This window comes from Mesorhizobium sp., assembly GCF_005063415.1.
Classification (GTDB): Bacteria; Pseudomonadota; Alphaproteobacteria; order Rhizobiales; family Rhizobiaceae; genus Mesorhizobium.
In genome coordinates this window covers 9,646-21,602 of sequence record NZ_SUEG01000090.1, presented here as the reverse complement: position 1 = coordinate 21,602, position 11,957 = coordinate 9,646, and the positions used below count along the sequence as shown (strand labels likewise).

Sequence of the window (11,957 nt, the reverse complement as noted above, 5' to 3'; positions counted from 1 at the left end):
GTCGTGGATCTGGCCACGGATCGTGCACTGCTCGGGCTTCGGCTCTTTCCCCACGCAAGCGCCGTTTTCCAGTTCGGTTCCGCGCGGGCAGACGCAGCGTCCGTCCTCGGTACGGATCTGGCCTTTGAGCAGAACGCAAGGTCTTGGCTTCGGCACGATGACCGTGCCGCCGCCGGACGAGCATTGGCCATTGCGGAAGGTCGTGCCGGGCGGGCAGACGCAGTTGCCGGCGTCGTTCATGACGAAGCCTTGCGAGCATTCCTTCTTCACCTCATTCCTGATGGTGAAGGGATGGCAGGCATAGGCTTTGCCGCGATCACCCTGCACGTTGGCCGCACCGCGGGACAACACGTCGCCACCGCCTTGCACCGGCGTGTTCGGAGACAGCACGCCGACGCAGTTCTGGCCGTTGACGGTGCCCTGCAGATTGGCCAGACGGCCATCGTCGGGAATGATCACGGTCACATTGTGCACGTGGCTTTCCCCGGCGCCGATCGTCAAATTGGCGACGCAGGACAGAGGCAAGGTTGCCGGCTCCGGCGAGCAGCCGAAGGGCGGATCGATCGAGGTGATCGCAACCCCTTCCAGCCGGCCGAGGCCTTCGACGCCGATGGCATCGCCGATGCGAACCGGACCGGAGAAGGCGCTCGTCCCATCGTTCGTGATGGTGATCTCGAACGAGCAGGGCTGGCCGGGCTTGCACTCGGCGTCGCCGGTCTTCTCGACGCGGATGGTCGAGGCGCCGCCCTTGGCGCAGGCCTGGCCGATCGGATAGACGATGTCGTCTCCCGGAGCCGGGCCGTAGGAGCCGCGTGCGCAGTTCTCGAATTCGCCGTTCGCGGCAACCGTCACGTCGAAATGGCGGCTGGTTCCAGGCGTCATAACACCACCGGGAATCTGGCAGGACAGTGTATTGGCCGGAACCGGTCCGCAAGCCCATTCCGCGCCGTCTGGGGTGACGGTCTGGATCTGGACCGGCGCTCCGCCGGCTATCAGCGTCGCGGCATCGTTGACCCGCACCGGACCGGTCGGGGCAGTGGTGCCCAGGCTGATGACGGTAATGCGGCAGGAAACGACCGCAGCACCGGCCAGCGAGCCATTGCACACCTTGGTGATGCGCAGGGCCGGCTGGCCGCCATTCGGATGACGGATGCGTTCCTTGGCGCAGGCCCTGTTGTTGGTGAGGTCGTTCTCACCGGGAATAGCCTTCACCTCGGCGCAGTTCTCGACACTATCGGGCCGGTAGTTGGCCGGCATCACCGCCCTGACGAAGATCGGCGTCGAGGCGCCAGGCAACAGCACTATGCCGGCATTGTCGCAGCGGAACTGGCCGGGGCCGTTCGGCCCGCACGTCCATGGCGGCGTCGGGCCGAAGGTCGAGGATGCCGGCACGCCGCCCGGATAGGTATCGACGACCGTCAGCGGCCCATTATAGGGGACGCTGCCATTGTTGATGATGTCGATCACGAAGGTGCAGACGCCATCGGCCGAACAGAATTCGGTACGGGCGCGCTTCTTCAGGATCAGATCGATCTTCTTCTCCACCGGCGGCCGGCAGTCGCGGTCACGATCGCCACGCCGGCAGACCGGGATCGAAGCACAGCCGCGATCGTTTTGCTGGCTGCCGAAAAGCGGCTTGCCGCTGGCGCCGTAATTGTAAGTGGCGCAATTGCGCAAGACACTGCCTCGCCAGCCTGCGGCCGGCTTGAAGCCGAGCTTGAGGTCGACAGAGGCACCCGGACTGAGCGTGGTCACCGGATGAGTGCAAATCATCGGGGTGGTTGCAGGCGCGCAGACCCAGGGCGGGTTCGGCCCTGAATCGAGGGTGGAGCCGGCCGGCAGGGTGACTTCGTCGAGCACGATCTTGCCGTGGTAGGGCGCATCGCTGACACTGGTGACCCTGATGGTGAAGTCGCAGCCGCCGCCCATCGTGCAACGTTGCACGTCGGCGCGCTTTTCGACTTTCAGATCCGGTTCCTTGTCCTTCGGCGGGCAGCGCTGATCACGCGGGATGACGATGTCGATGGTCTGCGTGCAGCACAGGCCCCAGCCCTCCTTCGGGCCGGCATAGGTTTCGATACCGGTGACGATGATGTGGATGACGTCGCCGGGTGAAGCGCCGACGATCTTCCAATTGAGCACACCGCCGCCCGCCGGCACCAATTGCGTGTCGGGAATGATGGTGATGCCGGGTGTCGTCGTCGAAAGCTGCACCCATTTGCCAGCCATCTCTGGGCCGAACGGCATATGATAGATGAAGGCGCCGCCGCCGGGCACGCAATCGACCGTGCCGCGCTCCACCTTGAAGCATTCCTTGCCGGGAGGTGGAGGCGGCGGGTTGCACCTGGTGACGTCGATCTTGATCGAGGTCTTTGCACCCGTGAGATAATTGCCGTCGTCCGGCTTGCCCGGATCCTGCGACAGGATTTCGATGCCGGCGCCGCGTTCGCGGCTCACCTTGACCACGCCCTGGTTGTGAACGATCGTCGGCGACGGAAACGCCGCATGGTCGATCTTGGCTGTGATCTGGAACGTGATGACGCGCTCGTTCGCAGCGCCGATGCCGTCGAGATCGCTGGCGGAAATCCGGAAATCGGACACCGTCGCGGTATCGTCCGGGCCAGCCGAACTGCTGATCGCAGCGCCGGGCAGCGGTCCGCCGGACGCATCGGTGCCGTCGCCGGTCACATGTACGCCGACGATGCGCAGGCCATGCGGGAGCTGGTCCCTGAAATCGAGCCTGACCTTTTTCAGCATGGCCGCGAGGCCCGGGCTGGCAAAACCCTGCGGATTGCCGCGCAAGCCAAAGCTCAGCGAATATACGACATAGTCGCAGCCTCGCTGGGTGCCTTTCTTGGTGAAGAAGGGCACGATCCGGCCCGGCTCCGGATTGACGATACGAGGATTGTCGAAATCGAGCTTGGTATCGGGAATGACAGTGACCGCATCGGCAGGCTTGGTCTTGGCCGGAGCAAGGTCTTCAGCGAAGCCCTGCAGCGGGCTCAGCATGGCGACCGCGATACCGGCCGCCAAGAGCCAGCGCGCGCCGCGCCTGGCGAGTGACAGGGGTTTCATGATGGTCTCCATGACGATTGATTGTTTGCCGGTTGATTGGCTGCTCGTCGCAAGCAGGGAAAGTGCAAGATTGCTCATCTTCCCCTCCTCACGGTTCGCAGCTGACGGCTGGGGTCCTGAGCGGCAAGGTCATCTTGCAGCAAGGGTAGTAGCCACCCTTGTCGCGGTCGGACTGCCTGTAGAAGCAGAGCCCGACATCGACCCTGTCGCCAGGATAATGGCCGGTGATGCCGATCGTGAATGGCGCGCCGGGCGCATGCGACAGGGGTGAAGTCACCCCGACGCCAGGCGTCCTGGACAGAGCCTTGATCGAATCGCCGCCAAAGCCGGCATGGTCATGGAGATAGAGATCGGCCTCGAGGCCGGAGGGGGTGCAGAAATACCTGACATCCTCGACGTCGAGGCAAGGAGGCAGATTGCCGGGGGGCGGGAAGTCCGGCGGATAGAACGGTGGCAGATAGCCGCCCGGCACCTGCTCGTAATAGCCGGCACGGCCTTCGCAGGGGCGCCAGACCTCGACGTCGCCGACATGGCCTTCGACTTCCGGGTCTTCGAAATAAGTGTCGAAGTCGACGAACCACGAGCCGAAAGGCGGCACGTTGGCCGGCTTGACCACCGCCGTCGGCGTGATCTGCACGCCGTGCACGGCAAGCGGCCCGCCGGCAGCGAGCCGTTCGGCGAACTCCGGATTGTCGCGCAACTTGTCGCCGGTGTCGACCAGCGTGTCGGTGCATACGCCGGTATCGAGATTGCCTTCGGCATCGTAGCCATATTGCAGGTCGAGGCCGCCGGCCGACTGCCGGTTGTCTTGCGGGAAGCCGACCGCATATTCCTGCGGCACTTCCACCCAGGCCGATTCCGTCGCCGGATCGTCCGGGTTTTCGCGCCAGTAGCGGATGACCTCACCCTTGCCGGAATCGGCGAACTGGCTGTAGTCGTAGCGGTTCTCCACCGGGCCGCGCTGGGCCAGATACATGAAGCCCTTGTTGTCGAAAGCGATGTCGGTGACCGCGTAATCCTTGTCGGCCTTGACCGTCAGTTCCCAGCGCGGGTCGCCGGCGAAACTGCCGTCGCTGGCAATGCCCACCGACCAGATCTCCGCCTTTTCCCCGACCGAATAATAGAGCCGGCCGCCACGATAGGCGACCGACCAGACGCGGCGCTCGTCCTGCGTGTAGCCCCAGCTGTCGGGTTCCTCGCTGTCGAAGGCAGCACCCTGGATGTCCGTCACCGAGCCGTCGTCGGCAAGGGCGGCAAGCCCGTGCGCCGGGCGGCCGGCTATGCCGTGGTCGAACGTGTCGAGCAGCGCGCCATTGGCGTCGATGCGGTGGATGAGGCCGGTGTCGAGATCGCTGGCGAAGAACTGGCGGTGGATGTTATCGAAAGTGACGTCACCGATGCCCGAGCCGCTATTGGCGTCGATATCGGCGAATTTCGAGACGGCGCCGGTGATGCCGTCGATCTTCCAGATCGTTCCGGGGCCGCCGCCATTTTCGGTGCCGAACTGGCCGTCCATGAAGACCGCGTCAGCCGTGCCGCGGCGCTGCCGCTCCGGCCGGCCGTCGCCGTCGCCATCTGGTGTGACGATGCGGATGCCGTGCAGCGACGTGGCGCCGGCATAGAGGTTTGGAATGGCCGATGGAGCGCCGTCGCGCACGCCGTCGTCATAGGCGATGCCGAACACCTGGCCGATTTGCCCGGCCGTGACCTCGAACGGTGGCGGGGTGAAGACCAATTGGCCAGACGCCGGCCCGCCCAGCCTTGAGACGTCGAAGATGCGCAAGGTCGCGCGCGCCGTGTCGATAAAGGTTTCGTCGACGGGATCGACGCCCGGCGGCAGGCCTTCCTCGAAATTGGGAATGATGGTGCCGGAGAATCCGGTCACTGCCATCGAGCCGGGATAGATGATCTGGGTTTCCTGGGCCTGGGCCGAGCCACCGAGCCAGAGCCCAGCGGCGAGCGCCAAGATCGACAATCCGCTGGCAGCCTGGCCGCTGGCAGCCTGGATGGCGCGGCGCAAACGGCCGGCACGAGAGCGCACCAACGCGCCGTGGTCGCAAGACATGGATCTCCCCCCACAGGTCATGGGAGAAACATCCGGTTCCGGCGCGCAAATCAGGGCAAGGCGCGGCGTTCCGGCACGTTCATCCCTGATCGAATTGTCTGCTTTCCTCAACGTCACGATACGCTTGCGTCCGCGCAGGGTCAACGGAACCAGCGAAAAGCCCAGCGCATCGACCCGGTCCCGAAAGGCGATGATCGCGCTGAGCTCCTGCTGTTCCCGGAGACCATGGAGCCTCTGGATCTGTGGTCATGGGGTTTCCTTTCCGGGGCCGCACCACGCGGCACCTGAGCGTCAGTCGCGGGGTGAGACGGAAAGGTTCATGGGCTGGGGGCCGGGCCGGCTGGTCATCGCCGGAAAATACGGGCCTGCCGGTCCCGAATCCGATCAACCGCGATGAATGGTGAACGCCTTGCGCAGAATGCTTGCGCGCCACGCAGCGTGTTCTTATATACGCGCCAAGCCGTCCAGCGCCGAATGCCGGTTGCCGGAGCGGAATTTCTTGTGAACAGGGGCTTTCGTCGGAACGCCTGTACGGGTCCTGAGAGCCTGCTTAGCGGAGAGATTAGAACAATGGCAAAAGTAATCGGTATCGATCTGGGAACAACCAACTCCTGTGTCGCCATCATGGACGGCAAGGAATCCAAGGTCATCGAGAATGCGGAAGGCGCGCGCACGACCCCTTCCATCGTCGCCATCAACAGCGACGGCGAGCGCCTCGTCGGCCAGCCGGCCAAGCGCCAGGCGGTTACCAATCCTGAGAACACCATTTTCGCGGTCAAGCGCCTGATCGGCCGCCGCTACGACGATCCGGTGACGGAGAAGGACAAGAAGCTTGTCCCCTACAAGATCGTCAAGGGCGACAATGGCGACGCCTGGGTCGAGGCCGGCGGCAAGAAGCAGTCGCCCAGCCAAATCTCGGCAATGATCCTGCAGAAGATGAAGGAAACGGCGGAGGCCTATCTCGGCGAGAAGGTCGAGAAGGCGGTCATCACCGTTCCGGCCTATTTCAACGACGCCCAGCGCCAGGCGACCAAGGATGCCGGCAAGATCGCCGGCCTCGAAGTGCTGCGCATCATCAACGAGCCGACGGCGGCCGCGCTTGCCTATGGTCTCGACAAGAAGGAAGGTAAGACGATTGCCGTCTATGACCTTGGCGGCGGCACGTTCGATATTTCGGTGCTCGAAATCGGCGACGGCGTGTTCGAGGTGAAATCGACCAATGGCGACACCTTCCTCGGCGGCGAGGATTTCGACATGCGTCTGGTCGAATATCTGGCGGCCGAGTTCAAGAAGGAACAGGGCATCGACCTGCGGAACGACAAGCTCGCCCTGCAGCGCCTCAAGGAAGCGGCTGAAAAGGCCAAGATCGAGCTGTCGTCCACCACGCAGACCGAAATCAACCTGCCCTTCATCACCGCCGATGCCACCGGCCCCAAGCATCTGACGCTGAAGCTGACGCGGGCGAAGTTCGAGAGCCTGGTCGAGGATCTCGTCCAGCGCACGATCGATCCCTGCAAGGCGGCGCTCAAGGATGCCGGTCTGAAGGCCGGCGAAATCGACGAAGTCGTCCTGGTCGGCGGCATGACCCGCATGCCCAAGATTCAGGAGATCGTGAAGCAGTTCTTCGGCAAGGAGCCGCACAAGGGCGTCAACCCGGATGAGGTCGTCGCATTGGGCGCCGCCATCCAGGCCGGCGTGCTGCAGGGCGACGTCAAGGACGTGCTGCTGCTCGACGTGACGCCGCTGTCGCTCGGCATCGAGACGCTGGGCGGCGTGTTCACGCGGCTGATCGAACGCAACACGACGATTCCGACGAAGAAGAGCCAGGTGTTCTCCACGGCCGAGGATTCGCAGTCGGCGGTGACCATCCGCGTCTTCCAGGGCGAGCGTGAAATGGCCGCCGACAACAAGGCGCTCGGCCAGTTCGATCTGGTCGGCATCCCGCCTGCGCCGCGCGGCGTGCCGCAGATCGAGGTTACCTTCGACATCGACGCCAACGGCATCGTCAACGTCTCGGCCAAGGACAAGGGCACCGGCAAGGAGCACCAGATCCGCATCCAGGCGTCCGGCGGCCTTTCGGACGCCGACATCGAGAAGATGGTCAAGGACGCCGAGGCCAATGCCGAAGCCGACAAGAAGCGGCGCGCGCTGGTCGAGGCCCGCAACCAGGCCGAGGCGCTGGTGCATTCCTCGGAGAAGTCGCTGAAGGAATATGGCGAGAAGGTTTCCGAGGCCGACCGCACGGCGATTGCCGATGCGATCGCGGCGCTGAAGACCGCTGCCGAAGGCGACGACGTGACCGAGATCGAGGCCAAGACGCAGACGCTCGCCGAAGTCTCGATGAAGCTCGGCCAGGCCATGTACGAGGCTTCGCAGAAGGAAGCCGCCGAGGCCGACGCCAAGGCTGATGCTGCCAAGGACAGTGACGTCGTCGATGCCGATTTCGAGGAAATCGACGAAGACGACGAGAAGAAGAAGTCGGCCTGAACCGCCTGACGGTACAGGTGAGGAAAAAGCCCGGCGCGCAGCCGGGCTTTTTTGCAACCCTTTACCGGAAAAACGCGGAACTGCCCGAAAAAATGCGGACAAAGCCTCGTAGACACTGGCATCCCGGCTCCATCACACCTAAATCGGAACAGCGTGCCGGCAAACGACGCAACGATGCTTCAAGACGTTGAATATCCGGACTGCGGGAGAACATGAAAGCTGATTTTTACGAAACGCTGGGCGTGCAAAAGGGCGCCGACGAGAAGGAGCTCAAGAGCGCTTTTCGCAAGCTCGCCATGCAGTTCCATCCCGACCGCAACCCAGGCGACCATGCCTGCGAGCACAAGTTCAAGGAAATCAACGAAGCCTACGAGACACTGAAGGACCCGCAGAAGCGCGCCGCCTATGATCGCTTCGGCCACGCCGCCTTCGAGCACGGCGGCATGAATGGCGGGGCGCAAGGCTTTGGCGCTGGCGGCTTCGCCGACATTTTCGAAGACATTTTCGGCGACATGATGGGCGGGCGCCAGCGCCGCTCGTCCGGCGGCCGCGAGCGCGGCGCCGACCTGCGCTACAATATGGAAATTACGCTGGAAGAGGCATTTTCCGGCAAGACCGCGCAAATTCGCGTGCCGGCCTCGATCTCCTGTTCGGAATGCTCGGGCAGCGGCGCCAAGCCCGGCACCCAGCCCGTCACCTGCTCGATGTGCAACGGCCACGGCAAGGTGCGCGCCACGCAAGGCTTCTTCTCCATCGAGCGGACCTGCCCGCAATGCCAGGGGCGCGGCCAGACCATCAAGGATCCGTGCCCGAAATGCGCCGGCCAGGGGCGTGTCACCGAGGAGCGCTCGCTGTCGGTAAACATCCCTGCCGGCATCGAGGACGGCACCCGCATCCGGCTGGCCAATGAGGGCGAGGCCGGCCTGCGCGGCGGCCCGTCGGGCGATCTCTACATCTTCCTCGCGGTCAAGCCGCACGAGTTCTTCCAGCGCGACGGCGCCGATCTTTATTGCAAGGTGCCGATCTCGATGACGACGGCAGCGCTTGGCGGCTCGTTCGAGGTGACGACACTGGACGGTACCCAGACGAAGGTGAAGGTGCCGGAAGGCACCCAGAACGGTCGCCAGTTCCGCCTCAAGGGCAAGGGCATGCCGGTGCTGCGCCAGCCCAATATCGGCGACCTCTACATCCAGACCGTGGTTGAGACGCCGCAGAACCTTTCGCGCCGCCAGCGCGAATTGCTGGAGGAATTCGAGCAGCTTTCCTCAAAAGACAATTCGCCTCAGTCGAGCGGATTTTTCGCGCGCATGAAGGATTTTTTCGAAACGTTCGGCGAGCACTGAAGCTGATCCCTGGAAACGCTTCCCGAGCGTCATCAACACCTTATCCGGGGATTCGCCTTGTCTTGCACCTCGTAACTGCTAAGTAGCGTGCGAGGGGGCGTTGAGGAGGACTTTCGATGACGCGTAGTCCCGGACTGCGAAAGACGCTGGCGGAAAAGTTCGACGACGAGTTGAAGTTCTTCAAGGGCTGGATCGACAAGCCGAAGGCGGTCGGTTCGATCGTCCCGACCAGTTCCATCACCGCGGCCAAGATGGCCTCGATCGTCGATCCGACATCCGGCCTGCCGGTGCTCGAGGTCGGGCCCGGTACAGGCGTCATCACGCGCGCCATCCTCGCCCAGGGCATAAAGCCTGAGAATCTCTACGCGGTCGAATATTCCTCTGATTTCGTGCGCCATCTGCGCCAGCTTTATCCAGGCGTCAACGTCATCGAGGGCGACGCCTTCAATCTCGACGCGACGCTTGGCGACAAGCGCGACCTGATCTTCGATTCTGTGATATCGGGCGTGCCGCTGCTCAATTTCCCTGTCGCCCAGCGCATCGCCTATGTCGAGAGCCTGCTCGACCGTATCCCGGCGGGCCGGCCGATCGTGCAGCTGACTTACGGGCCGCTGTCGCCGATCCCGCCGGGCCGCGGCGACTATACGGTCGAGCATTTCCATTTCGTTATCCGCAACATTCCGCCGACGCAGCTTTGGATCTATCGGCGCGGTGCCGCATGAATTGAAGCGTTGGGTTTGAATAGCACTTGTCTTAATACCCATCGGGTGACAAGGCAGACCCATGGCTGTGATCCCGAAAATTCTTGTCTTCGCCGGTTCGGTGCGCAGCGGCGCCTATAGCGGCAGGACCGCCGACGTGGCACAGAAGGAACTTGCCATGCAGGGCGCCGAGGTGACCCGCATCTCGCTCGCCGACTATCCGCTGCCGATCCTCGACCAGGATTTGGAAAAGAACGAAGGCATTCCCGAAAACGCCGTCAAGCTCGGCCGGATGATCGCCGCCCATGACGGGCTGCTGATCGCGACGCCCGAATATAACGGCTCCATTCCGCCGCTGCTCAAGAACACCATCGACTGGGTGAGCCAGCTGCGCAAGGATGGCGGCCGGACGTTCAGGCCGCTTGCCGGCAAGGTCGCCGGCCTCTGCTCGTCTTCCAATGGACCCTTCGGCGGGATACGCTGCATCAACCATCTGCGCGCCGTGCTGGTGCGCTGCCGGATGGAAGTGGTGACACCGGAATGCTCGGTGCCGGAGGGCGGCAACGCCTTCGACGACGAGGGCAACTTCAGGGACGAGAGACTACACCAATCGATGGAGCACCTATGCCGCACGCTGATCGAGACCTCGCGCATGCTGTCGACGCGGATCGAGGCATGATCCCGGACGCCGCGCATGCCGACACAATGCAGGAAAGGCTGATCGTCGGCCTCGACCTGCCGACGCTGAAGGAGGCCGAGAAGGCGGTGCGCGAGCTCGACGGACTCGTCTCCTTCTACAAGATCGGCTACCAGCTCGCCTTTGCCGGTGGGCTCGACTTCGCCCGCGAGCTGGCCAGCGGCGGCACCAGGATCTTCCTCGACATGAAGCTGCTCGACATCGACAACGCGGTAGCCAAGGGGGTCGACAACATCGTCAAAATGGGCGTGAGCATGCTGACCATCCATGCCTATCCGAAGACGATGAAGGCGGCGGTCGAGGCTGCGAAGGGCAGCGACCTTTGCCTGCTGGGGGTCACTGTGCTGACCTCGATGGACGAGCAGGACGTGATCGACGCCGGCTATGAGTATGATCCGCATACGCTGGTGCTGAGGCGCTCCGAGCAGGCGCTGCATGCCGGCATGGGCGGCATCGTCTGCTCGGCCGAGGAAGCGGAGGCGGTGCGCCGCATCGTCGGCCCCGACCTGGCCGTCGTGACGCCGGGAATCCGGTCGAAGGGCAGCGACCATGGCGACCAGAAACGCGTGGTGACGCCGGCGCAGGCGATCCGCAACGGCTCCAGCCATCTCGTCGTCGGCCGGCCGATCGTCGGCGCGGCCGACAGGCGGGCGGCGGCGGAAGCGATCCTGGATGAAATGCGCTCGGCCTGACGCCAGGAATTAACCCGGAGAAAAGCCATGCCCAAGGGATACTGGATCGCTCGCGTCGATGTACGCGATGCGGAAGGCTACAAGGACTATGTCGCAGCTGCCAAGCTGGCCTTCGACCGCTTCGGCGCCAAGTTCCTGGCGCGCGGCGGCGCGCATGAGAAGGCAGAGGGGCCGGGCCGCGACCGCAACGTGATCATCGAGTTTCCGTCGCTTGGGGCGGCGCATGACTGCTACCACTCGCCCGAATACCAGCGCGCAGTCGCAATCCGCCAGAAGGTTGCTGACGGCGAAATCGTTCTGGTCGAAGGGATTTAGGCGAGAAGCCGGTTCGCCGCTGCCTCCGCCATCGCATCGGCGAGGCTCAGGCCCCATTGCCGGCGACAGTAATCGCGGAAATCGAAGCAGGGCAGGCCGGGGCAGACCTCGAACTCGATGAGGTGCACGCTGTCGTCGGCTTCGACCCGGAAGTCGATGGAAAACACATCCCTCAGGCCAAGCCCGACCATCAGGTTTCCGGCGATGCGACGGATTCTGGCATCGGCTCGAGGCTGGCCGTCGGCGACCGGCAGCAATGCCGGCTCTGTGTATGTTCCCAACGCTTTCGCCGCTTCGCCGGTATTGCCGTAAAGCGCCAGGCTGTCCTGCATGGTCTGGAAATCGTCGCCTGAATCGACAAAGGCGATGCCCAACGCCTCGACGCCGGTATCCGGCTTCAATCCGAGAAAACTGGCCCGCGCGTTGCGCCCGGCGACATAGGGCTGGACCACGACATCGTCGCGATAGGCGGCGAAGACGCGCCGGCTAAGCTCCAGCGCATGGCCGAGATCGTGGCAGCGCGAATCCGGCCAGATGCCGATCTTGGCGCCGACGATGCGCTTTTCGCGCTCTGTCAGGACA

At 63.8% G+C, this 11,957-nt stretch carries 8 protein-coding genes and 1 pseudogene; 6 read left to right on the top strand and 3 right to left on the bottom strand.

Annotation, left to right across the window (positions count from 1 at the left end; translation table 11 throughout):
* Both E5W70_RS21490 and E5W70_RS21485 read right to left on the bottom strand, forming a co-directional pair.
* The coding region (locus tag E5W70_RS21490) for a hypothetical protein (protein WP_292662042.1) at positions 1-3,153 on the bottom strand (3,153 nt) is incomplete at its 3' end.
* A gap of 10 nt (positions 3,154-3,163) precedes the next feature.
* Complete coding sequence (locus E5W70_RS21485; RefSeq protein ID WP_292662040.1) at positions 3,164-5,140, bottom strand: hypothetical protein; 1,977 nt, start codon at positions 5,138-5,140, stop codon at positions 3,164-3,166.
* Positions 5,141-5,710: 570 nt separating this feature from the next.
* Here E5W70_RS21485 and dnaK point away from each other — a divergent pair.
* The 6 genes from dnaK to E5W70_RS21455 all read left to right on the top strand — a co-directional run bounded on the left by dnaK (position 5,711) and on the right by E5W70_RS21455 (position 11,375).
* Complete coding sequence (gene dnaK, locus E5W70_RS21480) at positions 5,711-7,627, top strand: molecular chaperone DnaK (RefSeq protein ID WP_023679851.1); 1,917 nt, start codon at positions 5,711-5,713, stop codon at positions 7,625-7,627.
* 212 nt (positions 7,628-7,839) lie between these two features.
* Entirely contained in the window at positions 7,840-8,970 is a 1,131-nt protein-coding gene (gene dnaJ, locus E5W70_RS21475) for a molecular chaperone DnaJ (protein WP_023679852.1), read from the top strand.
* A 116-nt stretch (positions 8,971-9,086) separates the two neighbouring features.
* Positions 9,087-9,692 (top strand): phospholipid N-methyltransferase PmtA, encoded by a 606-nt coding sequence (pmtA, locus tag E5W70_RS21470; RefSeq protein ID WP_292662030.1) that lies wholly within the window; start codon positions 9,087-9,089, stop codon positions 9,690-9,692.
* Positions 9,693-9,753: 61 nt separating this feature from the next.
* Positions 9,754-10,350, top strand: coding sequence for an NADPH-dependent FMN reductase (locus tag E5W70_RS21465; protein ID WP_292662028.1), 597 nt, complete (start codon positions 9,754-9,756; stop codon positions 10,348-10,350).
* A complete protein-coding gene (gene pyrF / locus E5W70_RS21460; protein ID WP_292662025.1) occupies positions 10,347-11,060 on the top strand; it encodes an orotidine-5'-phosphate decarboxylase in 714 nt (237 codons plus the stop codon). The genes E5W70_RS21465 and pyrF overlap by 4 nt, the downstream gene beginning before the upstream one ends.
* A gap of 27 nt (positions 11,061-11,087) precedes the next feature.
* Positions 11,088-11,375 (top strand): DUF1330 domain-containing protein, encoded by a 288-nt coding sequence (locus tag E5W70_RS21455; RefSeq protein ID WP_292662023.1) that lies wholly within the window; start codon positions 11,088-11,090, stop codon positions 11,373-11,375.
* On the opposite strand, the pseudogene E5W70_RS21450 reads toward E5W70_RS21455, so the two are convergent.
* Positions 11,372-11,957: pseudogene (locus E5W70_RS21450) on the bottom strand (D-alanine:D-lactate ligase-like protein); the annotation flags it as partial. The gene E5W70_RS21455 and the pseudogene E5W70_RS21450 sit on opposite strands and share 4 nt — an antisense overlap.

Coding starts and splice junctions, on each gene's coding strand:
- E5W70_RS21485 (WP_292662040.1), bottom strand. CDS start 5,140: ATGTCTTGCGACCACGGCGCGTTGGTGCGCTCTCGTGCCGGCCGTTTG.
- dnaK (WP_023679851.1), top strand. CDS start 5,711: ATGGCAAAAGTAATCGGTATCGATCTGGGAACAACCAACTCCTGTGTC.
- dnaJ (WP_023679852.1), top strand. CDS start 7,840: ATGAAAGCTGATTTTTACGAAACGCTGGGCGTGCAAAAGGGCGCCGAC.
- pmtA (WP_292662030.1), top strand. CDS start 9,087: ATGACGCGTAGTCCCGGACTGCGAAAGACGCTGGCGGAAAAGTTCGAC.
- E5W70_RS21465 (WP_292662028.1), top strand. CDS start 9,754: ATGGCTGTGATCCCGAAAATTCTTGTCTTCGCCGGTTCGGTGCGCAGC.
- pyrF (WP_292662025.1), top strand. CDS start 10,347: ATGATCCCGGACGCCGCGCATGCCGACACAATGCAGGAAAGGCTGATC.
- E5W70_RS21455 (WP_292662023.1), top strand. CDS start 11,088: ATGCCCAAGGGATACTGGATCGCTCGCGTCGATGTACGCGATGCGGAA.